Below are 23,189 nucleotides of genomic sequence, written 5' to 3'. Positions count from 1 at the left end.
CCCGGCCTTACGATCCCGGCATGGCCGCCCCACGCCGTGACACCCGAGGCATCGTCGACGCCACGGAACTCTTCACCCGGGTCCACTTCCGACGCCGCGAACCCGCCCCACCCCTGCGCCCCTACCTGGAGCACTACTGGCTGATCGACTGGGACCTGCCCCAGCCGTACGCCTCCCACGTGGTCCCGCACCCCTGCGTGAACATCGTCTTCCAGCAGTACGAGGGACAGGCCCCCTTCGCCGAGGTCGCCGGCATCGGACTCGGCCTCTTCACCCAGAAGCTGACCGGCAGCGGACGGGTCTGCGGCATCCAGTTCCGCCCCGGCGGCTTCCGCCCCTTCGCCCCGGCCCACCCGGTGACCGACTGGACCGGCCACCGAGTCCCGCTCCCCGAAGTCTTCTTCGCTGCGACCGACGCCCCCACGACGATCCTCGCCCCTGACGACGAGGACACCCGCGTCACCGCCCTGGACACCTTCCTCCTGAACCTGAACCCCCGGCCGGACCCCCAGTCCGACCTCGCCATGACCCTCGTCGACCACATCCGTACCGACCGCACGATCCGCCACGTGGGCGACTTCGCCCACGCCCAGGGCATGACCGTACGCAGCCTGCAACGCCTCTTCGCCGCGTACGTCGGCGTGGGCCCGAAGTGGATCATCCTGCGCTACCGCATCCACGAAGCCCTGGAGCACGCGGAAGCCTCCCACCCCCCGGACTGGGCAGCCCTGGCCGCCGACCTCGGCTACGCCGACCAGGCCCACCTGGTCCGGGACTTCACGACGACAGTCGGCGTACCACCGACGGCATACGCGCGGGCAGTCCACTAGGCCCTGCCGTCACATTCCCGTCCTAGGGCACAAGCACCAGCCGCCCCCGCACCCCACCCTCCGCCAGCCGCACATGCGCCTTCACCACATCAGCCAGCGCATACGTCTGGGCCACCCGAGCGGTCAGCACCCCCTCATCCACCAGAGCCACCAACTCCGCGAGCCGAGCCCCGTCGGCACTCACCTCGACGGCGGCGGTCCGCACACCCCGCACGGGCGCCGGCTCCGTATGCGGGATGACAGCCACGAACGCACCCCCGTCCCGGACCCACTCCAGTGCCGACTCACCGACGATCGCCGCATCCAGGACCGCGTCCACACTCCGGGACGCGACCTCGCCCGACACGAAACGACCCGCCCCCAACGACCGTACGAGCTCCTCATCGGCCTCCCGGGCCAACCCGACGACCGACAGCCCCTGACGAACGGCGAGCTGGACGGCGTACCCACCGACCGCCCCCGCCGCCCCGGTGACCAGCAGGCTCTGCCCCGCCTCCAGCGCCAGCAGATCGAGCGCCTGCGCGGCGGTCAGGGCGTTCAACGGCACGGTCGCCGCATGCGCAGCGTCGACGGAGACGGGCGCGACGGCCACCGAGTCCGCGTCGACGACGACGTAATCGGCATAAGTACCAAGGGACTTGCCCATCCCATACACCAGCGCCACCACCTGCTCACCCACCGCCCACCCCGCCGCGGCACCCACCGCGTCGACGGTCCCGGCCACATCCCAGCCGAGCCCGAGCCGCTCCCCCGCACCCCCGAAAACGCCCACACGCACCCCGACATCGACAGGATTCACCGCGGCGGCCGCCACCTTGATCCGTATCTGCCGGCTCCCCGGCTCAGGCACCCCAACCTCCACGACCTCCACAACCTCGGGCCCACCGAACTCCGTAACAACCGCTGCACGCACAACAACTCTCCCCACAGTCAGAAACCGATTCGCCCGAGAAGACCCAGATATCTTCCCGGCAGCAACAACCCTAGGAAGAGTTACTCTCTTTCGGTAAGTAGGCACTTGAAGGTGCGTACGTCACCCGGAGGTGAGCCATGGCGACCACGACCGCGGCCCAGCGGCGCGAACAAGCACGCATCGAGTACGACGCCTTCATCAAGGGCTGCCCCACCAACCAGCTCCTCGACCGCATCAGCGACAAATGGGTCAGCCTCGTCGTCTGCGCCCTCACCACCGGCTCGATGCGCTACAGCGACCTCACCCGCAAGATCGCAGGCGTCAGCCCCAAAATGCTGACCCAGACACTCCGCTCACTCGAACGCGACGGCATCGTCTCCCGCACGGTCACCCCATCCGTACCGGTCCGCGTCGACTACGAACTAACCCCCCTGGGCACCAACCTCAGCTGCCTGCTCGCAGCAGTAAAAGACTGGGCAGAGCTACACATCGAGCAGGTCAACAAGGCGAGGGCCCACTACGACACCCTCCCGTCCTGACCACTCGGTCCGCCCTCCCGCAGCCGCCCACCGGCGGAAGGGGCCGGGGGCCGGTACATCAAATGCCCGTCGCCAACGTGGTCACACCGCCCCCAAGCCCTACAAGACACAAAAGTGCCCGTCGGCGACGGGCGGATGTACCGGCCCCCGGCCCCGACCCCCCACCGCCCCGCTCGGAACCACCGAACCGCTGGGAACCACCGAACCTCTCGGAACCACCGGCCCGGGGGGCCGCCGGGACCGGGGAGCCCACCGCACCCCAGGCCCCGCAAAAAGCGCCCCGCTAGAACACGTACGAGTCCCCCGTATCCAGCACCAACACCCGCTGCCGATCATTCGCCCGGTTCCCATCCACCGCCCCACCACCCCACACCGTCTCGAACTCCAGCATCACCTCAGCCGGCGCCCCCCGCAGCCGTACCGCCAGCGTGATCTCCTCCCCCAGCCCGTCCGCCGCCAGTGCCCCCGTCCGGCACACCACCGCCCGCACGTCCGCCCGCGCGCACCCGCCCGGCAGACTCTGCCGGTCCGCCAGGGGAACCGACCAACGCAGCCGGACGGTCGCGTCCGCGACGGCGCTCGGACCGTGGTTCCGCGGAGTCAGCCGTACGTCGACACGGCCGTCGGCCATGGACACGTACCCGTGATAGGCCAGATCGGCCTCGGGAGCGAGCGAGACGCCGGCGCCGGCAGGCGACCCCGCCCCCACCACCAACCCCGCACCGGCAACCACCGCACACCACACCCGCATCAGCGTCCGCATCCCCATGAGGTCATTCCCTTCGCTAGACCGGCAGGTCATCGTCACGGGATGTATCCCACCCCTGGCCCCGGCCAGGCGCCGTCCATCAGGTGACAGCCGACCGCACACGACAGGCGACAACGGACGCACCCCCCATGCGAGGGTGACCGCATGCTGATCGCCCGCTCCGCCGCCCTCTTCGTCCTGGCCGCCCTCTTCGAGATCGGCGGCGCCTGGCTGGTCTGGCAGGGCGTACGGGAGCACCGCGGCTGGCTGTGGATCGGCGCGGGCGTGATGGCCCTCGGCGTGTACGGCTTCGTGGCCACGCTCCAGCCGGACGCCGAGTTCGGCCGCATCCTCGCCGCGTACGGCGGCGTCTTCGTCGCGGGCTCCCTCGTCTGGGGAATGGTCGCGGACGGCTACCGCCCGGACCGCTGGGACATCACGGGCGCGCTGATCTGCCTCGCGGGCATGGCAGTGATCATGTACGCACCACGGGGCAACTGAGGGAAACACCCACCTCACGGGCAGCGACAGCGTCCCCCTCCCCCGGACCAAGCCGGCAACCCCTCACACACCCACCCCGCCTATCCTGGCGTGAACAGCCCGATCACTCCCCACCGCACCACCCCCACCCCGAGGAGAAGTCGCATGAGCCCCGCCGCCGCGTCCCGTATCGCCGTCGTCACCGGCGCCAGCAGCGGCATCGGCGCCGCGACGGCCCGGCAGCTGGCGGCAGCGGGCTACCGCGTCGTCCTGACCGCCCGCCGCAAGGACCGCATCGAGGCACTCGCGGAGGAGCTGAACGCGACGGGCCACCAGGCGACGGCGTACGCCCTGGACGTCACCGACCGCGCGGCGGTGGACGAGTTCGCCGGTGCCTTCAAGACGATCGGCGTGCTGGTCAACAACGCCGGTGGCGCACTGGGCGCCGACTCCGTCGCGACGGGCGACCCGGCCGACTGGCGCCAGATGTACGAGACGAACGTCATCGGCACCCTGAACGTCACCCAGGCCCTGCTCCCCGCCCTGACCGCGAGCGGCGACGGAACGGTGGTCGTGCTCTCCTCGACGGCCGCGTTCAGCACGTACGAGGGCGGCGGCGGCTATGTCGCCGCCAAGCACGGCGAACACGTCCTCGCGGAGACCCTCCGCCTGGAGATCGTCGGCACCCCGGTCCGTGTCATCGAGGTCGCGCCCGGCATGGTCAAGACGGACGAGTTCGCACTGACCCGCTTCGGCGGCGACGAGGAGAAGGCCGCCAAGGTGTACGCGGGCGTCGCCGAGCCCCTCACCGCCGAGGACGTGGCCGACACGATCACCTGGGCGATCACCCGCCCCAGCCACGTCAACATCGACCTCCTCGTGGTCCGCCCCCGCGCCCAGGCATCGAACGCGAAGGTCCACCGGGAGCTGTGACACCGGAAGAGCACTCCCCGGAGCGGCAGCAGAACCAAGAACAGGAGCAACGCCGCCTGGCCCAGGAGACAAAGGACGAACGCTACGTGTGGTGGTACCTCGCGTACTTCCTCTTCGGTATCCACATCGTGGCGTTCGTCATGATCTACGCGGTCATGCACGCCAAGTAACGAACTCCCGCCCGACGCCGACGAGTTGCGAAGAAACACACACCCTCCGCAACCGGGGCCGCAGCCGCGGCCGGCAGGACCTCACCGTCTTCTATAAGCAAGTCCACTAACCGGAGGCAGAACAGCTCGGCGGGCGCCGGACAAGGTGTCGTGTCAGGCGCCCGCACTGTTTGCACTGTTTCCGCAGCCGCGCCTCAACCCTTGACGCAGACAACCTGCTTCAGCTTCGCCACGACCTCCACAAGGTCGCTCTGCTGCTCCATGACCTGCTCGATCGGCTTGTAAGCACCTGGAATCTCGTCCACGACGCCCGAGTCCTTGCGGCACTCGACACCCCGCGTCTGGTCCTCCAGGTCCTTCGTCGAGAAGCGACGCTTGGCCGCGGTGCGGCTCATGCGCCGACCCGCGCCGTGCGAAGCCGAGTTGAATGCCTTCTCGTTTCCGAGGCCCTTCACGATGTACGAACCCGTGCCCATCGAACCCGGAATAATTCCGTATTCTCCGGCGCCCGCACGAATGGCGCCCTTGCGGGTCACCAGCAGGTCCATCCCGTCGTATCGCTCCTCGGAAACGTAGTTGTGGTGAGCACTGATCTCCGGCTCGAAGGTCGGCTTCGCCTTCTTGAACTCCTTTCGGACCACGTCCTTCAGGAGCGCCATCATCAGCGTGCGGTTGTACTTCGCGTATTCCTGCGCCCAGAAGAGGTCATTCCTGTACGCGGCCATCTGCGAGGTGTCCGCGACGAAGACCGCGAGGTCGCGGTCGACCAGCCCCTGATTGTGGGGGAGTTTCTGGGCAACACCGATGTGGTGTTCGGCGAGTTCCTTACCGATATTCCTGGATCCGGAGTGGAGCATGAGCCACACCGAATCGGACATATCTAGGCATACCTCAACAAAGTGATTCCCTCCGCCGAGCGTCCCCATCTGCAAAGCAGCCCGCCCCTGCCGGAACTTCACCGCCTCAGCAACCCCATCAAACCGCCCCCAGAACTCATCCCACCCCCCAGTGGCCAGCCCATGAAACCTTCCAGGCTCCACCGCCGACTCATGCATCCCCCGCCCCACCGGAATAGCCTGCTCGACCTTCGACCGAAGGCCGGACAGATCTCCCGGCAGATCATTGGCGGTCAGCGAAGTCTTGACGGCGGACATCCCGCACCCGATGTCCACCCCCACCGCCGCAGGACACACCGCGTCCCGCATGGCGATGACGGAACCGACCGTCGCACCCTTCCCGTAGTGGACGTCGGGCATCACGGCCAGCCCCTTGATCCACGGAAGGGTCGCCACGTTCTGGAGCTGTCTCAGCGCCACGTCCTCGACGGACGCCGGGTCGGCCCACATGCGGATGGGAACCCTGGCGCCCGGCACCTCTACGTACGACATATCGTTCTCTTTCCCCCGGAAACGAACAGAAGACTCGAAACGCAAAACCGGTGCCAAGGTCGACGTATGGGACAACGGACCGGCGTTCACGGCTGTGCGTGCGATAGACATTGTCTCCAGGGGCCGCCCCCACGCGGCAACCGAATAACCACAGGACATCCCGGGCCTCAGGCCATCGGGAAGGGCCGAAAGGAGCCTGAACGTGCAGCGGAAGGCGTATGTACCCGGTGTCGCCGTGCTCCTCGCGGCGCTACTGGCCGGCTGCACGGGCGGTTCGGGCGGCGAGGACACGCAGGACGACGCGAAGCCGGGCGACCCCGGTACGACGGCACCCGCGGCGCAGCCCGGTAGGTACCGCACGCTCCCCGAGGCCTGCGCCGCCGTCGACCACGGCAGCCTCGACTCGCTGCTGCCCGGCATCAAGCAGATCGCCGACGAGGAGCAGCGCAGCACGGCGTACGAGGGCACACCCTCGCCCACGTTCGACACCGACCGGCGGGTCGGCTGCCGTTGGAAGGTGGAGTCCGCGGCCGCCACGGACCACCTGTCCGTCGATTTCGAGCGTGTGGTCTCGTACGAGAACGCGGTGAGCGACGACAGCAAGGCCTCGGACCTCTACGCGGGCAAGGAGACGGCGGCGGACCTGCCCGAGCCGACCAGTTCCAGTTCCAGTTCCACCACTCCCAGCAGCTCCGCGGGTTCGGAGAGCCCGGGCGCCGACAGCTCCGCGTCCCCGTCGGACTCCTCCTCCGACGCCGCCTCGGCCTCCTCGTCCACCTCCCCTTCCGCCGATGCGACCCCCACCTCCCTCCAGCCCCGCACTCTCGACGGTCTGGGCGATGAGGCGTATCTGAACGACACCCTCAGTTCGGCCGGCTCGACGGCACAGCAGCGGACGGTGACTGTGGTGTTCCGCACGTCGAATGTGATCGTGACGATCGAGTACGACGAGCAGCCGGCGGTCACGGGCGAGGTGCCGGACAGTAAGGAAATGCAGGACAGGGCCCGCAATCTGGCCGCGAAGCTGGCTGACACGCTCAACGGTTAGGGGGCCCGGAGGGGGCTCGGCGCCCTGGTGCAAAGCCCCCGAAGCGGGACGCTCTCCTTTCTCACCGCGTACCGTGGCCCCTCGGACCCGACCGGTCGTACGTTCCATGTGCGGCCGTCCCACGAGCGCCACGAGTGAAGGAACCATGCACCGACCAGTACAGCGAGTAGGCCGAGTACCGCGACTCACCCGCATCCTTGTCAGCGCAGCCGCCGTCCCGGTGATGCTTGTCGCCGCAGGCTGTTCCTCGGACTCGGGTTCCGATTCCGGTTCCGCGTCCGGTGACGCGAACAACAGCTCCGGTGCGAGCCCGGGCGCGGAGGTGTCCGTGAGTGCTTCGGCGAACGCCGTGCAGGCGGCCGCGTATGCGACGTTGCCCGAGTCCTGCTCGGTGTTGACGGACAAGACGCTGGGCGAGCTGGTCCCGAAGGCGGGCAAGTCCGGCAAGAAGGGCGCGACGGACGAGGTGTCGGCGCGCGGCAACTGCTACTGGACGAGCCTGGACAGCAACGGTGTGAAGGGTTCGCAGTACCGCTGGCTGAATGTGGCCCTGTTGCGTTTCGACTCGGACGCGCGTGGCCCGGGCGACGAGCAGGCGCACGCGTACTTCGAGAAGCAGGTCTCGGGTGCGAAGGCGGTGACGGGCGCGAAGAACACGAAGTCGGCGTCGGTGTCCGGTACGGGCGACGAGGCGACGGCCGTGAGTTACGACCTGAAGAAGAAGGAAGGCGCCTTCAAGCAGCAGACGGTCGTGGCGCGCGTCGAGAACGTCGTCGTCACGCTCGACTACAACGGTGCCGGTCTGGCGGGCGAGAAGACCCCGTCCGCCGCGACTCTGCTGAAGGCGGCGGAGAAGGCCGCGAAGGAGGCGGTGACGGCGGTGACCGCGGCGAACAAGGAAGGCGGCGCCAAGTCGAGCGCCTCCCCCTCCCCGTCGGCCTCGAAGGAGGCCTCGAAGAGCGCGTCGCCGTCCGCGTCCCCGTCCAAGTCGGCGGCCAAGAAAAGCTGACCCGGACAAGTGACAGAGCTGCTTCCGCGGCGTAACTCGTAGTCCCACCAGGCCATTTGCAGGAGCCCGGCCCCTACAGGGACCGGGCTCGTGCCGTACCGTGCGCCCGGGCGCCGCACACATGTGCCACCCTGTTGCGCGCAACGACAAGTAAGGGGAGGGGAGTACGGGTGTCCGCGCCCATTCAGCTCACACGCACACACCGCATTCTCATCGGCGTGGTCGTCACCGGTGCGGTTGTCATCGCGGGCATCGGCTTCGCCGGCTCGTACGCGGCCGTCCGCGAGCTCGCGATCGAGAAGGGTTTCGGGAACTTCAGCTATGTGTTCCCGATAGGCATCGACGCGGGCATCTGCGTCCTGCTCGCCCTTGACCTGCTCCTCACCTGGATCAGGATCCCCTTCCCGCTGCTGCGCCAGACGGCGTGGCTGCTGACCATGGCGACGATCGCGTTCAACGGCGCGGCGGCCTGGCCGGACCCGCTGGGTGTCGGCATGCACGCCGTGATCCCGGTCCTCTTCGTGGTCTCGGTCGAGGCGGCCCGCCATGCGATCGGCCGGATCGCCGACATCACGGCCGACAAGCACATGGAGGGCGTCCGCATCACGCGGTGGCTGCTCTCCCCGATCCCCACGTTCCTCCTCTGGCGCCGGATGAAGCTGTGGGAGCTGCGCTCCTACGAGCAGGTCATCAAGCTGGAGCAGGACCGCCTCGTCTACCAGGCGCGGCTCCAGTCCCGCTTCGGGCGCGCGTGGCGCCGTAAGGCCCCGGTGGAGTCCCTGATGCCGCTGCGGCTCGCCAAGTACGGTGTTCCGCTGGCCCAGACGGCCCCCTCGGGTCTCGCGGCGGCGGGCATCGAGCCCGTACTGCTGCCTCCCGCGCCGCAGTTGGAGCCGGCCCGCGAGCCGGAGCCGACGGCACCCGTCCTACAGGGCGACGCGGCACCTGCCAGGGACCAGCTTCCCGCTGCCGGGGCGAACGAGCCCCCCGAGCAGCCGGAGGACCACGCCGAGCCGCAGAGCCCGTGGCTTCAGTCGCGGGACCCCCAGGCCGTCGCGTATCAGGGGGGCTACGACCCGACGTACACCCCGGCATACGACGAGGACGCCGCGTACGGGCAGTGGTTCGCGGAGCAGCAGCAGGCCGAGCAGTTCGATGAACAGCAGCGGTTCCAGGCGCGGCAGCAGTTCGAGGAACAGCAACAGTTCCAGACCCCACAGCAGTTCGAGCAGCAGCAGGCGTTCCCGCAGCAGTACGAGGAGCCGCCTGTCCCGGAGCCCTCTTCGGAGGACACCGGTACCTTCCCGATACCGGCCGGTCCGGGCCGTACCCGTGAGATGGGTGCGGGCGGCGGATCGGAGCCGACCGAGGACGACTACTACCTGGTCTTCAAGAAGTCGATAGACGGCAGCTACCCGACCTCGGGCCAGTTCAGGGGCGACGTGGAGGCCACGTACGGCATCACGCTCCCGCACCGCGAGGCCGACCGTTTGGTCAACCGCTTCACCAACCGCCACACGGCGGACCTTCAGGAAGACCACATCGCATAAGCGGTTCCCGTCGGATGTCCTCGGATGCCCTCGGATGCCCTCGGTTCTTCTTCTACGACGACGGGGGCGCCCGGTGCCATTGAGCACCGGGCGCCCCCGTCGTCGTATCGCGGGACCTACTCCCCGAGGAGGCGGCGCACCCTTTCCTGCCCCACGGCCAGCAGCAGGGTCGGCAGGCGCGGGCCGGTGTCACGGCCCACCAGCAGGTGGTAGAGCCGTGCGAAGAAGGTGCGCTGGGCGACCTTGATCTCGGACGGGAGTTCCTTGGGCGTGGCGTCGGCGGGGAAGCCGGCCTGGACCTTGGGGACGCCGTAGACGAGGTGGGTCAGGCCGTCGAGGGACCAGTTGGCGTCGAGCCCGTCGAGCAGCAGGCGCAGGGACTCGCGCCCCTGGTCGTCGAGGGACTTCAGAAGGTCCGTGTCGGGCTCGTCGCGGACGACCGTGCGCTCCTGAGCCGGGACCTGCGTGTTGATCCAGGTCTCGGCCTTGTCGAGCCGCGGCCGGACCTCGTCGAGCGAGGTGAGCGGGTTCTGCGGGTCGAGCTCGCTGAGGATCCGCAGGGTCTGGTCCTCGGCGCCGGCGGTGATGTCGGCGATGGAGGCGAGGGTGCGGTACGGCATCGGGCGGGGCGTCCGGGGAAGCTCACCGGCCGCCGTGCCCACCGCCCGCGCGTACGCGGCGGCGTCCGCCGGAAGCACGGACCCCTCGGCCGCCTTGCCCGCGAGCTTGTCCCACTCGTCGTAGAGCCGCTGGATCTCCTGGTCGAAGGCGATCTTGAAGGACTGGTTGGGGCGGCGGCGGGCGTAGAGCCAGCGCAGCAGCTGCGGTTCCATGATCTGGAGGGCGTCGGCCGGGGTGGGGACCCCGCCCTTGCTGCTGGACATCTTGGCCATGCCGCTGATGCCGACGAAGGCGTACATCGGCCCGATCGGCTGCTTGCCGCCGAAGATCCCGACGATCTGCCCGCCGACCTGGAAGCTGGAGCCGGGCGACGAGTGATCGACCCCGCTCGGCTCGAAGACCACACCCTCGTAGGCCCAGCGCATGGGCCAGTCGACCTTCCAGACCAGCTTGCCGCGGTTGAACTCGTTCAGCAGGACGGTCTCGGAGAATCCGCAGGCCGAGCAGGTGTACGTCAGCTCGGTGCTGTCGTCGTCGTAGGCCGTGACGGTGGTGAGGTCCTTCTCGCAGCGCCCGCAGTAGGGCTTGTACGGGAAGTACCCGGCGTCCGAGCTGCCGTCGTCCTCGGCGGCGGCGCCGGAGCCCTCCGCGGCCTCCAGCTCGGCCTCGTCGGCGGGCTTCTGTCCCTGCTTCTTCGCCGGGCTCTTCTTGGTCCGGTACTGCTCGAGGACCGCGTCGATGTCACCGCGGTGCTTCATCGCGAAGAGAACCTGCTCGCGATAGGTGCCCGACGTGTACTGCTCGGTCTGGCTGATGCCGTCGTACTCCACGCCCAGCTCGGCGAGCGACGTGGTCATCGCGGACTTGAAGTGCTCGGCCCAGTTGGGGTGTTCGGAGCCCTTGGGGGCCGGCACGGAGGTCAGGGGCTTGCCGATGTGCTGGGACCAGGACTCGTCGACGCCGGGGACGCCGGCCGGGACCTTGCGGTAGCGGTCGTAGTCGTCCCAGGAGATGAGGTGGCGTACGACGAGACCGCGCCGCCGGATCTCGTCGGCGACGAGGTGCGGCGTCATGACCTCCCGAAGGTTCCCGAGGTGGATCGGGCCGGAGGGCGAGAGCCCGGACGCGACGACGACCGGTTTACCGGGGGCCCGACGCTCCGACTCCTCGATGACCTCATCCGCGAAACGGGAGACCCAGTCGGTGGTCTCGGTGCTCTGAGCCACGATCGGCACGTCCTCTTTCTGGAGTTCCTTCGAATCCAGCCGGCAGGGTCACACGGCTGACGGCCCCTATTCTCCCACCCCGGCCGGGGTGGGAGTTTTCAGCCCGTCCGGCGTTTGAGGACGAGCGCGTTCAGCGCGACAGCGGGGGTCTGGGGGCGGCAGCCCCCAGGAGCAAGGGACGGGTAGGGGCGGAGGGGGCGAATCAACCCCACCTCCACCCCCACGGTGGGCCCCCTCACACCCCCCTCACCCGAGAAATCCGCTTGTCCCCCCATGGAATACTGGATGGGTCTATCTGATTCCTCGAGGAGAACGGCACCCACTCACATGGCCTCGGTCACGTCCCTCACCGCTTCCGTCCATCAGCGCCTCGCGAACGCCCTCTCGGCAGCCCTGCCGGAGGCCGGTTCCGCGGACCCGCTGCTGCGCCGAAGCGAGCGGGCGGACTTCCAGGCCAACGGAATCCTGGCGCTCGCGAAGAAGGCGAAGGCGAACCCGCGGGAGCTGGCGACGCAGGTCGTGGAGCGGATCACGACGGGTGACGTGATCAAGGACATCGAGGTCTCCGGACCCGGCTTCCTGAACATCACGATCACCGACAGGGCGATCACCGAGAACCTCGCGGAGCGGTACGCGGACGGCGAGCGCCTCGGCGTGCCGTTCATCGAGCACCCGGGCACGACGGTGATCGACTACGCGCAGCCGAACGTGGCGAAGGAGATGCACGTAGGCCACCTGCGCTCCGCGGTGATCGGTGACGCGGTGGTGCAGATCCTGGAGTTCGTCGGCGAAACCGTCGTACGCAGGCACCACATCGGCGACTGGGGCACCCAGTTCGGCATGCTCATCCAGTATCTGGACGAGCACCCGCACGAGTTGGACCACAAGGACGCCGAAGTCACCGGCGAAGAAGCCATGTCGAACCTCGACCGGCTCTACAAGACGGCCCGCAAGCTCTTCGACTCCGACGAGGAGTTCAAGACGCGGGCGCGGCTCCGGGTGGTGGACCTCCAGGCGGGCGAACCCAAAACGCTCGCGACCTGGCAGAAGTTCGTGGACGAGTCGAAGATCTACTTCTACTCGGTCTTCGACAAGCTGGACATGGAGATCCGCGACGCGGACGTGATCGGCGAGTCCGGCTACAACGACATGCTGGACGAGACGTGCCGCCTCCTGGAGGAGTCGGGCGTGGCGGTCCGCTCGGACGGCGCACTCTGTGTGTTCTTCGACGACGTCAAGGGCCCGGACGGCAACCCGACCCCGCTGATCGTGAAGAAGTCGGACGGCGGGTACGGCTACGCGGCGACGGACCTGTCCGCGATCAGGGACCGTGTCTTCAACCTGAAGGCCTCGGCGCTGCTGTACGTGGTGGACGCCCGGCAGTCCCTGCACTTCAAGATGGTCTTCGAGACCGCGCGCAGGGCAGGCTGGCTGAGCGACGACGTCAAGGCGCATCAGCTCGCCTTCGGCACGGTCCTCGGCAAGGACGGCAAGCCGTTCAAGACCCGTGAGGGCGAGACGATCCGGCTGGTCGACCTGCTGGACGAGGCGATCGACCGCGCCACGACCGTCGTACGCGAGAAGGCCGAGAAGGTGGGCCTGAGCGAGCAGGAGATCGAGGAGAACGGCCGGTACGTCGGTATCGGCGCCGTGAAGTACGCGGACCTCTCCACCTCCGCCGTCCGGGACTACAAGTTCGACCTGGACCAGATGGTGTCACTGAACGGCGACACGTCGGTGTACCTCCAGTACGCGTACGCCCGTATCCAGTCGATCCTGCGCAAGGCGGGCGAGGCCCGCCCGGTCGCGCATCCGGAGCTGGAACTGGTGTCGGCGGAGCGGGAGTTGGGTCTGCATCTCGATCGGTTCGGTGAGACGCTCGCCGAGGTGGCCGCGGGCTATGAGCCGCACAAGCTGGCGTCGTACCTCTACCAACTGGCCTCGCTGCTGACCACGTTCTACGACAAGTGCCAGGTCCTGAGCGACGACAACCCGTCGGAGCTCGTCGAGAACCGCCTGTTCCTCGTGGACCTCACGGCCCGCACGCTCCAGCAGGGCATGGCGCTTCTCGGGATCAGGACCCCCGAGCGGCTCTGACCCGCTCCGAGCGCCCAAGGGCGTTCGCCGGTGCGGCCCCCGGTTGTTCAGGTGCCGGGGGCCGCCCGGCTTTCCTCCGCCGTCCCGGTCGCCCAAGTCACCTGGGCCGCCAGGTCCGTTGTCGGTGGCTGCCCCTAAAGTCGGGGCCATGGCGACACTTCCCAATCCGCTGCCGACTCTGGCGGCCGACCCGAGCGGGCGCGCGCTCGGGCTTGAACTCCCGTCCGGGCGACTGATCGACGCGACTGATGAGGGTCCGTGGCACGAGCCGCTGCTCTGGCACGCCGAGGGGCCGGCGGCTCCCGGAGCCTGGTCGGCGCTGGAGCCCGCCCGGCGGACGTCCGGCCTGCTTCCCCTCCTCATAGACGTCGGCGGCGACCAAGGGGAGCTGGAGGACTGGGAGTTGGCGCCGGACGAGGTGTCGTACCCCGGGGACCACGACGCCGAGGAGGTGCTGGCGGAGTTCTGGGAGGAGTACGCGTCGGACGCGCCCGACCCGGACGAGGACCACCCGGGCAAGGAAGTCGTCGTCGAGGCCTTCGGCGAGCCCCACACGTACGACGAGACGGTCGCGCCCTATGGCTCTCAGTGGCCGGGCCTCGCCCCCGCCACCGCGCCGGACGCCGACCCGGACGCGCGTGCCGCCGAGATCGCCGACTCCCTTGCGGACAGCGGCTCGTGGCTGAAGGACCCACGCCTCGCTCTGGTCCCGGCCCGGCGCAGCGCGGACATCCCGGCCGCGATCGGCTGGTCGGGACCCGTGAACTACGAGGGCGACGTGGCCCGCCTGTGCGCCGTGCTCCGCTCCTGGGAGGACCGCTTCGGCATCCGCGTGGTCGCCCTCACCTTCGACCAGCTCGTCCTGTCGGTGGCGGCCCCGCCCACCACGACGGCCGAGGCGGAGGCGGTCGCCGCCGAGCACTTCGCGTTCTGCCCGGACAACGTCACCCAGGGCCACCACGAGACGCTGCGGGAGTACGCCGCACACGAAGTCCTCGGACAGAAGGTGTGGTCGTTCTGGTGGGACTGACGCCGGCCGGCGCCCGCAGCCTCGGTCGGCCGCGTACACGTTGACGTCGGTGGGTCAGCCCTTGATGTTGGGCTCGTACTCGTTCCTCCACCACTCGGAGTCGCCCAGCGGATACGCGTACGCGGGCCGCCCCACGTTCCCGCTCGTCCGGAACGGGTTGCCGTTGTCGTCGACGCGGACCGTGCCCTTGTCGGTCCCGCTGGACCAGTTCAGTTCCAGGTACCAACTCACGTCGTGGGCCTTGGAGTTCGCGAAGATGTAGAAGACCTCGGGGTCGGACTCACTGACCTTGTAGGGGAAGTCGCGCTGCCCCGCCTTGGTCTCGACGGTGGGGCTTCCGGCGTCCAGGTCCACGACGAACGACTTCGTGTCCACGCCGCCGCCGCAGCCGAAGCCCATCTGGAAGTCGTTCCAGGCGAGCGGCGCGTTCTTCGTCACCACGCGGACATGCAGCGCTTCCAGTACGACGGTGGCCTTTCCGGTGCCCTGCACGGTCAGCGCGAGCATCTGCTGTCCGGCGGCGACCCCGCCGAGCGCGGTGACCCACCCACGCGCCTCCGGCTCGTTCGGCGGCGGTGGCACCTGCTCGGCCTTCTGGTTCACCAGGTAGTGCTGGCTGCACTGGTCTTCCCACTTGTACGGGTTGGTGGCGACCGTGGGCGCGGAGGCGCCGTCCTCGTCCACGGCGTCCGGAGCCGCCTCGGCCCCACTGCCCGGCGGCACGGAAGTGGACGTGGAAGCCGTGGGGGTGCCGTCCGCCGAGACGGACGGCGGGGCAGGCTTCCCCTTCGAGCCCTGCGACGCACCGGAATCACCGGAACCGGCGGCGACGGACTCCGTGGCGGCGACCCCCACGGACTGGTTCCGCCCCTGATCGTCATCACCCCTGCCGGACACAAGGTTCACCACAAGCGCGGCCGACACGACGGCGGCGGCCACGGCGGCACCGGCAAGGACGACAGTACGGCGACGCCGCGCCACAGATGCCACAGGCACCTCCGACCCGAGCGAGCGCTCGACCTCCGGAACGGCCCCGTCCTCCGGCCCAGCTCCCGCTCCGGACACGGACACGGACTCGGACCCTGCCTCAACTCCCGCTCCGGCCCCGGCCCCGGCCCCGGCAACCCGCTCGCCCTCCGGCTCAGCAACCGCGGACGCCCCGGCCTCCGCCTTCGCCTCCACGGACCCCACACCCACGGCCCCCTTCACCCCCCGCCGCGCATCGGCCAGCACCCAGCGCCGATGCAGCTCCACCAGTTCGTCGGGGGTGGCCTTGCACACCCGGGCCAACCGTTCCACGGGTGCGTAATCCGTCGGTACGGCGTCCCCGTTGGCATACCGGTGAAGCGTCGACGCACTCATGTGGAGCCGCTTCCCCAGCACCCCGTAACTGAGCCCGGATCGCTGCTTCAACTGCCCCAGCAGCTCCGAGAACTCGTCCCCCGCCACCGTTCCTCACTTCCCCGCGTCCCAGATCCGCGTTCCAGGGGAACATCGTTCCCCCAGGTCAGAGCCCCTGTGAGCGTTCCAGCGTCCCGGATACCCCGGCAGCTGTGGCGGCTGGGACGGATCGCCGCACAAGCTGTGGTCATCCAAGCACGCCGCTCCCGGCACCCGGTCGACCGGCCTGCATCCACACCCGTTCCACATCAGGGGGATCAACCATGTCCGCACGCAACTCCCGTGCCCGTATGCTCGCCGCCGCCGCGATCACGGTCGTCACGCTGACGCTGGCCGCATGCAACAACGGAGAGGGTGTCAAGGACGAGGGCGCCTCGGCGATCTCCTCGGCCACGCAGTCACCCCTCGCGACCGCCAAGCCGTCGCCCCCGCCGGCCAAGGCGACCGAGGGAACGTCCACGGGAGCCGACCAGGCCGCCGACGACACGACGGACTCCACAAAGGCCCCGGACTCCACGGCCTCAAAGGACTCCACGGGCTCGAAGGACTCGGTCCCCACTTCCACCCGCTGCACCAGCACCACCACCCGTACGACCGCCACCGAGGTCTCCCGCCCCCTGAACCACATGCTCCTCACCGTCACCAACACCGGGGCGGGCAACTGCAACCTCATCGGCTACCCGGCCGTCCGCTTCAGCGAGGCCCAGTCGGTCCCGCCGGCCTTCGAGGACTCCAAGCCGCAGGCCGTGGTCACCCTGGCCCCCGGCGAGTCGGGCTATGCGAGCGTGCTCCTGTCGAGCGGCGACGGCAGCGGCTCCAACGGCTACACGGCCAAGACCCTCGCCGTCCTCCTGAACAACAGCACGGGCGACGCGGCCAACCCGTCGCTCCCCGCGAAGGGCGTGTGGATCGACGACACGATCACCGTCACGTACTGGCAGTCGACCATGGCCGACGCCCTCACCTGGTGACTCCGGGCCGCAGGGGGCCGGCGCTCACCGCCCGGAGGCCAGCCCCGCCCCCAGCCGCCGCAGCCCCTCCCCGATCTCCTCCGGCGTCTGCGTCACGAAGCACAGCCGCAGCGTCGAGGGGTCGGGCTCGGCGGCGTAGAACGGCGCACCGGGGACGTACGCCACCTCCTGCCGCACCACCGCCGGGAGCAACTCCGTGGTGTCGTACGTCGCCGGAAGCTTGGCCCAGAGGAACATGCCGCCCTCGGGCCGGTCCCAGACCGAGCCTGCGGGGAGGGCGTCGGCGAGTCCTGCGAGCATCGCGTCCCGGCGTTCGCGGTAGACCGCCGCGACCCGCGTGACGTGCCCGTCCAGGTCGCTGTCCGCCAGATACCGGGCCGCGGCGAGCTGGTTGAGGGTCGGGGTGTGCAGGTCGGCGGCCTGTTTGGCCACGGCGCAGGCGCGGCGCAGTTCCGCCGGGGCGCGCAGCCAGCCGATCCGCAGGCCTGGGGCCATGACCTTGGAGAGGGAGCCGAGCAGGACCGTACGGTCCTCCGCTCCCGCCTGCGCCGCGATCCACGGCACGCGCGCGCCCTCGAAGCGCAGTTCGCCGTACGGGTCGTCCTCGACGATCCACAGCCCGTGCCGCCCGGCGACCTCGGCGACGGCGGCCCGCCGCTCGGCCGGCAGTGTGCGGCCGGTCGGGTTCTGGAAGGTGGGCACGGTGTAGAGCAGCTTGGGGCGTTCGCGCACCACCAGCTCCTCCAGCGCCGCGGGATCGACACCGTGCCGGTCCCCCGGCACAGCCACCACCCGCGCCCCCGCGAAGCCGAAGACCTGAAGTGCCGCCAGATAGCAGGGGTTCTCGACCAGGACCGTGTCCCCGGGTTCGAGCAGCGCGGTGGCGAGCAGCGAAAGGGCCTGCTGGGAGCCCGTGGTGACGAGCAGGTCGTCGGGGCCGGTGGCCAGACCGCGTGCCGAGGTACGCGCGGCGAGCGCGGCCCGCAGCCCCGGCTCGCCCTCCGTCGTGGAGTACTGCAGCGCCTGTGCGGGCACTTCGGCGAGGACCGCCCGGTAGGCGGCGGAGATCCCCTCGACGTCGAAGAGTTCCGGCGCCGGGAGCCCGCCCGCGAAGTTGATCACCTCGGGCCGTGCGGTGACGGCGAGGATGTCCCGTACCGGCGAACCGCCGATCGAGCGGGCCCGCGCGGCGAGCGGCGGCACAGGGGCGCGGGTGGGCGCGGGCTCGGCGACGGTCATGGCTCGGCTCCTTCGGCTGCGCGGACGACTCGTGCCGCAGCCTAGGGATGTACGTGCCGCCTACAAACAGGTTTCCGGGATCCGGACACGCCGCCGGGCCGGGTCGGGGGGCCAGGCCGGGTCAGGGGGGCGGGCCGGGTCAGGGGCCAAGCCGGGTCAGGGGCCAAGCCGGGTCAGGGGCCAGGCCTGGAGCCTGTCCGGCCGTCCTCGCCGGTGGGTGCCGTTTCCCACTCGCACCACACCACCTTCCCGGGTTCCCGCTCCGCCACCCCCCACTTGTCACTGAGCGCGGCGACGAGCAGCAGCCCCCGCCCGCCCTCGTCGGCGTCGTCCGCGATCCGCGGGGCACCGGGCCCGCTGTCGTGCACCTCCACCCGCAGTACGTCCCCCTCGTACCGCAGAGACAACCGGAACCCCCGCCCCGGCGGCACCCCGTGCACCAACGCGTTGGTGGCGAGCTCACTCACGCACAGCAACACGTCGTCGCGGCGCTCGGCCTGGGCCAGCCCCCAGTCGACCAGCGCCTCCCAGGTGAACCGCCTGGCGGCGGGGACGGATCGGCGGTCGCGGCGGTAGAAGCGCTCGCGCTGACAAGGCAGTTGGGTTGTCTCATTCACGGGACAAATGTCGCGCAAAGTCACTAGCGTGGATCAGTGAGTAAACCCGTACTCAGAATTTGTACGGGTTCACACGGGTAGGTACGGGTGCCTGCGGGGGAGTTGGTCCGGCATGAACGCCAAGAAGCTGCCACGGAAGAAGAACTTCTCGGCCATGCGGATGCTGGGAGCGCAGGTGCAGGCAGCCCGTAAGGCGGCGGGGTACACACAGCGCGCCCTCGCCGAGGCGGCCCTCGCCGACGAGGAGTCGATCGCGTCGATCGAGCAGGGCAGAAGGCCCCTTCTGCCGGACCTCGCCGAGACCCTGGACCAACTCCTCGACACGAAGGGGCTGTTGCTGGCCGGGGTCACGAACATGCCGGAGATCGACCAGTTCCCGCTGTTCGCCGAGCAGTACATGCTGCACGAACGCGAGGCCATCGCGCTGTCCTGGTTCGACAACGCGGTCGTACCCGGCCTGCTCCAGACCGAGGCATACGCCCGTGCCGTCCTGCGCGAGCGCATTCCGGCGTTCGACGAGGACGAGATCGAGACCAAGACGGCGGCCCGCGTGGACCGCCAGGAGATCCTGCACCGCAAGTGTCCGCCGACGATGAGCTTCATCGTCTGGGAGCCGGTGCTCCACATCGGCGTCGGCGGCCCGAAGGCCCGCCGCGACCAGCTCCGCCACCTGCGCGACCGCGCCGAACTCCCGGGCCTCGCGCTCCAGTTCCTGCCGACGAACACGCCCTCGCACGCGGGCCTGGCAGGCCCCTTCATCCTCCTGGAAACACCCGACCACCAGCACCTCGCCTACACCGAGAGCCAACGCGGCAGCCAGTGGGTTTCCGACCCCGACGAGGTGTCCATCCTGGCGCGCAAATATGCGATGCTGCGGTCACAGGCCCTGTCTCCACAGGAGTCCAAGAGCCTGCTCGACCGTCTGCTAGGAGACAAATGAGCACCGCACTTGAGTGGTTCAAGTCGAGCTACAGCAGCGACGAAGGCGGCGCCTGCCTCGAAGTCGCCTACACCTGGCGCAAGTCCAGCTACAGCAGCGACGAGGGCGGCCAGTGCGTAGAGGTCGCCGCCTGCCCCCACGCCATCCACATCCGCGACTCCAAGAACCCGGAGGACGGCCCCACTTTCACCGCCTCGCCGGAAGCCTGGTCGGCCTTCACCGGCCATGTCTCCCGCTGAGATGCCTGTCGTCACAGTGGTTTAACGCAACGGCAACCGGAAGATCGTTTCCGTGCGCGTCCCTTGATCGTTGGACGGGCCGTGATGATCAACAGCGACACTGCCGCCGCACTCGGCAGCAGCACAGCACCACTGACCGACATGCTTACCGAGGCCCTCTTCGAGGACGGCCCCGACGGTGCGAAAGTCCACGCACACTGGCGCGAGGCCGTCTCCGCCGAGCTGTTCCGCTACCGCCCCGCGGCCTACGTCGAGGAGCGGTGGCAGCTCGCGTACGACCGGCTGCGCGCGCTCAACGACGAACTCCCCCTTCCCGCCGAACAGTTGGCGGACGACCCGCGCAGGCTGGCCGCACTGCACGAGTGGGCGGCGGTGGTGGACGGCGCCACGGCGACGGTGGCCGGCATCCACTACAACCTCTTCCTCGGCAGCCTGCTCGACGACGACGTGTCAGCGCCGCGCGACCTGACCGAGTTCGCTTCACTGGCCCGCACCGGCACCTTCCTGTGCACGGAGCGGGGGCACGGCAACGACGCGGCGGCGCTGGAGACAGTGGCCCGTTACGACCGTGAGCGCGACGAGTTCGTGCTGCACACCCCGCACGAGGGCGCGGCGAAGTACATGCCGAACACCAGCCCGGCGGGCGGCCCCAAGACCGCGGTGGTCGCGGCCCGACTGCTGATCGACAACCAAACCAAAGCTGCGGACAGGGACGAAGGAGTCCTCCAGGACCAGGGAGCCGCCCACCCCCAAGCAACCCCCCAGGACCACGGCGTCTTCCTGTTCCTCACCCCGCTGACCGACCGCCGGGGCACCCTGCCCGGTGTCACCGTGAACATGCTGCCGGAACGTATCGGCAGCCCGGTGGACCACTGCGTCACCAGCTTCGACCAGGTACGCCTGCCCCGCACCGCACTGATCCAGGGCGCCCACGGGCAGTTGCTGCCGGACGGCACCTTCACCAGCAGCGTCGGCAGCCCGCGCAAACGATTCCTCTACGCCATCAGCCGCGTCACGGTCGGGAAGCTCTGCATGAGCGCGAGCACGCTCGGAGGCTGCCGGGCGGCACTGACGACCGCCGTCCGCTACGCACACCTGCGGCGGATCTCCGGCGCCGTCGCCGGGCAGCGCGTCCCGCTGGCCGCACACCGCAGCCACCACGCCCGCCTGCTCGAACGCGTGGCGACCGCCTACGCCATGACCTTCCTGCACCGCACGGTCACGGACCGCTGGATCACCCACCCGCCCGAGGAACGCGCGGCCACCGAACGGCTGGTGGCCGTGACCAAGGGCTGGATCACCTGGCAGGCCCGGGACATCACCATCGAGAGCCGCGAACGCTGCGGCGCCCGCGCACTGTTCCCGGTCAACGGGCTGGCGGAGTACCCGGCGAACGTGGAGGGGGCGATCACCGCCGAAGGCGACAACCTCGCCATCTGGTGCAAGGCCGGCGCCGAGATGATCTTCGGCCACGAACTTGCCGCCGAGCCCGCCGCGGCCACCGGCCAGGAGAGCCTGACGGACCCCGCCTTCCTCCGCCGAGCCGTCACCGCCGCCGAACGCCAATCGCACCAGGCCGCCCGCCGCGACCTCCGCCGCAGCGACGGCGGCGACGCACTCGGCCGCTGGAACAACGCCTCCGCCGCCGCCCTGGACCTGGTGGAGACGTACGCGATCGGACAGGCCGCCGACGCCTTCCTCGGGGCCATCACCCGGGTGACCGACCCGCCCACCCGCGCCGTACTGGACGACCTGTGCGCACTGTTCCTGCTGGGACACGTGAAGCGGCTCAGCGGGCCGCTCCTGATCGAGCGGGCACTCACCCCCGACCAGATCCGCTCAGTACCCCGGACCCTCCACGAACTGACCGCCCGGCTCGCCCCGCACCTGCCGGCCCTGGCCGAGGCCTTCGACGTCCCGGAGAAACACCTGGACTCCCTGCCGATGCTCACGGCCATTCCGGCACCACGTTCCTGAGGCGCCGAAGCGTTCCTGAGGCACCGAATGCGACGGCGAGCGCGGCGAGGGCCCGCCTCGCCGTCAACCGGTGAAGATCTGACCGCCTACCCACCTCCCACCTACCCACCTGCCCACCTGCCCGCGTCAGCGCAGCCGCTGCGCGACCTCGGTGGCCCAGTACGTCAGGATGTTCTGGGCGCCCGCCCGCTTGATCCCCGTCAGCGACTCGAGGATGGCCTTGTCCCGGTCGATCCAGCCCCTCTCGGCAGCGGCCTCGATCATCGAGTACTCGCCGGAGATCTGGTAGGCGGCCACGGGCAGGTCCACGGCGTCCGCGACCCGCGCGAGGATGTCCAGGTAGGGACCCGCCGGCTTCACCATCACCATGTCGGCGCCCTCTTCGAGGTCGAGCGCCAGCTCCCGCAGGGCTTCCCGGGCGTTCGCCGGATCCTGCTGGTACGTCTTGCGGTCGCCCTTGAGCGAGGAGCCCACGGCCTCCCGGAAGGGGCCGTAGAAGGCGGAGGAGTACTTGACGGTGTAGGCGAGGATCGCGACGTCCTCCCGGCCGATCTGGTCGAGGGCGTCACGCACGACGCCGATCTGGCCGTCCATCATCCCGCTGGGGCCCACGACATGGGCCCCCGCGTCGGCCTGCACCTGCGCCATCTCGGCGTACCGCTCAAGGGTGGCGTCGTTGTCGACCCGGCCCTCGGCGTCGAGCACCCCGCAGTGACCGTGGTCGGTGGTCTCGTCCAGACACAGGTCGGACATCACGATCAGTTCGTCACCGACCTCGGCGCGCACATCACGGAGCGCGACCTGGAGGATCCCGTCCGGATCGGTCCCCGGCGTACCGACCGCGTCCTTCTTCGACTCCTCGGGCACCCCGAAGAGCATGATCCCGGAGATCCCCGCGGCCACCGCGTCCGCGGCCGCCTTCTTCAGGCTGTCCCGGGTGTGCTGGACGACGCCGGGCATCGCCTCGATCGGCACGGGCTCGCCGATGCCCTCGCGCACGAAGGCCGGGAGGATGAAGTCGGCGGGGTGCAGCCGGGTCTCGGCGACCATGCGCCGCATGACCGGAGTGGTCCGCAGACGCCGCGGCCGCGTACCGGGAAAGGATCCGTACGTCGTCATACACCTACGCTACGCCCGCCCCCGCACCCCCTTTGCCGACGCGACGTCGGCGCCGACAGCCACCCACTCTCACCGCTCCCGGGAGCAGGGAGCACCACGGCGAC

Annotated in this window: 22 protein-coding genes; 14 read left to right on the top strand and 8 right to left on the bottom strand. The window is 69.6% G+C overall.

The features are described 5' to 3' along the window. Positions 1-20 precede the first annotated feature (20 nt). Positions 21-830: a DUF6597 domain-containing transcriptional factor gene (locus tag ACIPC1_RS34225; protein ID WP_402524221.1), complete on the top strand. Its 810-nt coding sequence runs from the start codon at positions 21-23 to the stop codon at positions 828-830. 22 nt (positions 831-852) lie between these two features. Here the strand turns inward: ACIPC1_RS34225 and ACIPC1_RS34220 are convergent, their stop codons facing one another. Continuing rightward, positions 853-1,743, bottom strand: a complete 891-nt coding sequence (locus tag ACIPC1_RS34220; RefSeq protein ID WP_402524219.1) for a zinc-binding dehydrogenase — start codon at positions 1,741-1,743, stop codon at positions 853-855. Positions 1,744-1,880: 137 nt separating this feature from the next. Between ACIPC1_RS34220 and ACIPC1_RS34215 the strand changes: the two genes are divergently transcribed. Further along, entirely contained in the window at positions 1,881-2,282 is a 402-nt protein-coding gene (locus tag ACIPC1_RS34215) for a winged helix-turn-helix transcriptional regulator (RefSeq protein WP_402524216.1), read from the top strand. Between the two features lie 283 nt (positions 2,283-2,565). Here the strand turns inward: ACIPC1_RS34215 and ACIPC1_RS34210 are convergent, their stop codons facing one another. Beyond that, the gene (locus tag ACIPC1_RS34210) at positions 2,566-3,045 is read right to left on the bottom strand and encodes a hypothetical protein (RefSeq protein ID WP_402524705.1); all 480 of its coding nucleotides are present in this window, start codon (positions 3,043-3,045) and stop codon (positions 2,566-2,568) included. A gap of 150 nt (positions 3,046-3,195) precedes the next feature. Here ACIPC1_RS34210 and ACIPC1_RS34205 point away from each other — a divergent pair, with 150 nt between their 5' ends. From ACIPC1_RS34205 to ACIPC1_RS34195, 3 genes are all read left to right on the top strand, one after another. After that, entirely contained in the window at positions 3,196-3,531 is a 336-nt protein-coding gene (locus ACIPC1_RS34205; RefSeq protein ID WP_402524213.1) for a YnfA family protein, read from the top strand. A gap of 144 nt (positions 3,532-3,675) precedes the next feature. Beyond that, complete coding sequence (locus ACIPC1_RS34200; RefSeq protein WP_402524211.1) at positions 3,676-4,443, top strand: SDR family NAD(P)-dependent oxidoreductase; 768 nt, start codon at positions 3,676-3,678, stop codon at positions 4,441-4,443. Beyond that, on the top strand, positions 4,440-4,613 hold the full coding sequence (locus tag ACIPC1_RS34195) for a hypothetical protein (RefSeq protein WP_402524209.1): 174 nt from the start codon (positions 4,440-4,442) through the stop codon (positions 4,611-4,613). The genes ACIPC1_RS34200 and ACIPC1_RS34195 overlap by 4 nt, the downstream gene beginning before the upstream one ends. 194 nt (positions 4,614-4,807) lie before the next feature. On the opposite strand, the gene ACIPC1_RS34190 is transcribed toward ACIPC1_RS34195, so the two are convergent. After that, positions 4,808-6,001, bottom strand: coding sequence for an RtcB family protein (locus tag ACIPC1_RS34190; protein WP_402524207.1), 1,194 nt, complete (start codon positions 5,999-6,001; stop codon positions 4,808-4,810). Between the two features lie 202 nt (positions 6,002-6,203). On the opposite strand from ACIPC1_RS34190, the gene ACIPC1_RS34185 reads away from it, so the two are divergent. The 3 genes from ACIPC1_RS34185 to ACIPC1_RS34175 all read left to right on the top strand — a co-directional run bounded on the left by ACIPC1_RS34185 (position 6,204) and on the right by ACIPC1_RS34175 (position 9,608). Next, positions 6,204-7,049 carry a DUF3558 domain-containing protein gene (locus ACIPC1_RS34185; protein ID WP_402524205.1) on the top strand — a complete coding sequence of 282 codons (846 nt, stop codon included), beginning with the start codon at positions 6,204-6,206 and terminating at the stop codon, positions 7,047-7,049. A gap of 328 nt (positions 7,050-7,377) precedes the next feature. Continuing rightward, a complete protein-coding gene (locus ACIPC1_RS34180; RefSeq protein ID WP_402524202.1) occupies positions 7,378-8,058 on the top strand; it encodes a DUF3558 domain-containing protein in 681 nt (226 codons plus the stop codon). Positions 8,059-8,228: 170 nt separating this feature from the next. Beyond that, positions 8,229-9,608: a DUF2637 domain-containing protein gene (locus ACIPC1_RS34175; protein ID WP_402524200.1), complete on the top strand. Its 1,380-nt coding sequence runs from the start codon at positions 8,229-8,231 to the stop codon at positions 9,606-9,608. A 116-nt stretch (positions 9,609-9,724) separates the two neighbouring features. On the opposite strand, the gene lysS is transcribed toward ACIPC1_RS34175, so the two are convergent. Next, positions 9,725-11,464 (bottom strand): lysine--tRNA ligase, encoded by a 1,740-nt coding sequence (gene lysS / locus ACIPC1_RS34170; RefSeq protein ID WP_402524198.1) that lies wholly within the window; start codon positions 11,462-11,464, stop codon positions 9,725-9,727. Between the two features lie 318 nt (positions 11,465-11,782). Between lysS and argS the strand changes: the two genes are divergently transcribed. Both argS and ACIPC1_RS34160 read left to right on the top strand, forming a co-directional pair. Continuing rightward, positions 11,783-13,552, top strand: a complete 1,770-nt coding sequence (argS, locus tag ACIPC1_RS34165; RefSeq protein WP_402524196.1) for an arginine--tRNA ligase — start codon at positions 11,783-11,785, stop codon at positions 13,550-13,552. A 148-nt stretch (positions 13,553-13,700) separates the two neighbouring features. Next, on the top strand, positions 13,701-14,582 hold the full coding sequence (locus ACIPC1_RS34160) for a DUF4253 domain-containing protein (RefSeq protein ID WP_402524194.1): 882 nt from the start codon (positions 13,701-13,703) through the stop codon (positions 14,580-14,582). Between the two features lie 54 nt (positions 14,583-14,636). Here ACIPC1_RS34160 and ACIPC1_RS34155 read toward each other — a convergent pair whose 3' ends face one another. Next, complete coding sequence (locus ACIPC1_RS34155) at positions 14,637-16,031, bottom strand: helix-turn-helix domain-containing protein (RefSeq protein ID WP_402524192.1); 1,395 nt, start codon at positions 16,029-16,031, stop codon at positions 14,637-14,639. A gap of 215 nt (positions 16,032-16,246) precedes the next feature. On the opposite strand from ACIPC1_RS34155, the gene ACIPC1_RS34150 reads away from it, so the two are divergent. Further along, positions 16,247-16,954, top strand: coding sequence for a DUF4232 domain-containing protein (locus tag ACIPC1_RS34150; RefSeq protein ID WP_402524191.1), 708 nt, complete (start codon positions 16,247-16,249; stop codon positions 16,952-16,954). A 24-nt stretch (positions 16,955-16,978) separates the two neighbouring features. Here ACIPC1_RS34150 and ACIPC1_RS34145 read toward each other — a convergent pair whose 3' ends face one another. Both ACIPC1_RS34145 and ACIPC1_RS34140 read right to left on the bottom strand, forming a co-directional pair. Continuing rightward, positions 16,979-18,193 (bottom strand): PLP-dependent aminotransferase family protein, encoded by a 1,215-nt coding sequence (locus ACIPC1_RS34145; RefSeq protein WP_402524188.1) that lies wholly within the window; start codon positions 18,191-18,193, stop codon positions 16,979-16,981. Positions 18,194-18,366: 173 nt separating this feature from the next. Next, positions 18,367-18,810 (bottom strand): ATP-binding protein, encoded by a 444-nt coding sequence (locus ACIPC1_RS34140; protein ID WP_402524186.1) that lies wholly within the window; start codon positions 18,808-18,810, stop codon positions 18,367-18,369. 112 nt (positions 18,811-18,922) lie between these two features. Here ACIPC1_RS34140 and ACIPC1_RS34135 point away from each other — a divergent pair, with 112 nt between their 5' ends. The 3 genes from ACIPC1_RS34135 (at position 18,923) to ACIPC1_RS34125 (ending at position 21,966) form a co-directional block, all read left to right on the top strand. Beyond that, the gene (locus tag ACIPC1_RS34135; protein ID WP_402524183.1) at positions 18,923-19,750 is read left to right on the top strand and encodes a DUF5753 domain-containing protein; all 828 of its coding nucleotides are present in this window, start codon (positions 18,923-18,925) and stop codon (positions 19,748-19,750) included. Further along, positions 19,747-19,989, top strand: a complete 243-nt coding sequence (locus tag ACIPC1_RS34130; RefSeq protein WP_402524181.1) for a DUF397 domain-containing protein — start codon at positions 19,747-19,749, stop codon at positions 19,987-19,989. Before ACIPC1_RS34135 ends, ACIPC1_RS34130 begins: the two co-directional genes overlap by 4 nt. A gap of 84 nt (positions 19,990-20,073) precedes the next feature. Next, positions 20,074-21,966: an acyl-CoA dehydrogenase gene (locus ACIPC1_RS34125; protein WP_402524178.1), complete on the top strand. Its 1,893-nt coding sequence runs from the start codon at positions 20,074-20,076 to the stop codon at positions 21,964-21,966. Between the two features lie 126 nt (positions 21,967-22,092). Here ACIPC1_RS34125 and hemB read toward each other — a convergent pair whose 3' ends face one another. After that, complete coding sequence (hemB, locus tag ACIPC1_RS34120) at positions 22,093-23,085, bottom strand: porphobilinogen synthase (protein WP_402524175.1); 993 nt, start codon at positions 23,083-23,085, stop codon at positions 22,093-22,095. Positions 23,086-23,189: the final 104 nt, after the last annotated feature.

This window comes from Streptomyces sp. NPDC087263, from assembly GCF_044744645.1.
GTDB lineage: Bacteria > Actinomycetota > Actinomycetes > Streptomycetales > Streptomycetaceae > Streptomyces.
Note: the sequence above shows the minus strand (reverse complement) of the source record. Positions and strands in the feature narration are given on the sequence as shown.

What these genes read in the sequence shown, in the direction of transcription:
- ACIPC1_RS34125 (WP_402524178.1), top strand. Translation starts at nt 20,074, where the DNA reads ATGATCAACAGCGACACTGCCGCCGCACTCGGCAGCAGCACAGCACCA.
- ACIPC1_RS34135 (WP_402524183.1), top strand. Translation starts at nt 18,923, where the DNA reads ATGAACGCCAAGAAGCTGCCACGGAAGAAGAACTTCTCGGCCATGCGG.
- ACIPC1_RS34150 (WP_402524191.1), top strand. Translation starts at nt 16,247, where the DNA reads ATGTCCGCACGCAACTCCCGTGCCCGTATGCTCGCCGCCGCCGCGATC.
- ACIPC1_RS34200 (WP_402524211.1), top strand. Translation starts at nt 3,676, where the DNA reads ATGAGCCCCGCCGCCGCGTCCCGTATCGCCGTCGTCACCGGCGCCAGC.
- ACIPC1_RS34145 (WP_402524188.1), bottom strand. Translation starts at nt 18,193, where the DNA reads ATGACCGTCGCCGAGCCCGCGCCCACCCGCGCCCCTGTGCCGCCGCTC.
- hemB (WP_402524175.1), bottom strand. Translation starts at nt 23,085, where the DNA reads ATGACGACGTACGGATCCTTTCCCGGTACGCGGCCGCGGCGTCTGCGG.
- ACIPC1_RS34130 (WP_402524181.1), top strand. Translation starts at nt 19,747, where the DNA reads ATGAGCACCGCACTTGAGTGGTTCAAGTCGAGCTACAGCAGCGACGAA.
- ACIPC1_RS34225 (WP_402524221.1), top strand. Translation starts at nt 21, where the DNA reads ATGGCCGCCCCACGCCGTGACACCCGAGGCATCGTCGACGCCACGGAA.
- argS (WP_402524196.1), top strand. Translation starts at nt 11,783, where the DNA reads ATGGCCTCGGTCACGTCCCTCACCGCTTCCGTCCATCAGCGCCTCGCG.
- ACIPC1_RS34215 (WP_402524216.1), top strand. Translation starts at nt 1,881, where the DNA reads ATGGCGACCACGACCGCGGCCCAGCGGCGCGAACAAGCACGCATCGAG.
- ACIPC1_RS34190 (WP_402524207.1), bottom strand. Translation starts at nt 6,001, where the DNA reads ATGTCGTACGTAGAGGTGCCGGGCGCCAGGGTTCCCATCCGCATGTGG.
- ACIPC1_RS34205 (WP_402524213.1), top strand. Translation starts at nt 3,196, where the DNA reads ATGCTGATCGCCCGCTCCGCCGCCCTCTTCGTCCTGGCCGCCCTCTTC.
- ACIPC1_RS34160 (WP_402524194.1), top strand. Translation starts at nt 13,701, where the DNA reads ATGGCGACACTTCCCAATCCGCTGCCGACTCTGGCGGCCGACCCGAGC.
- ACIPC1_RS34210 (WP_402524705.1), bottom strand. Translation starts at nt 3,045, where the DNA reads ATGCGGACGCTGATGCGGGTGTGGTGTGCGGTGGTTGCCGGTGCGGGG.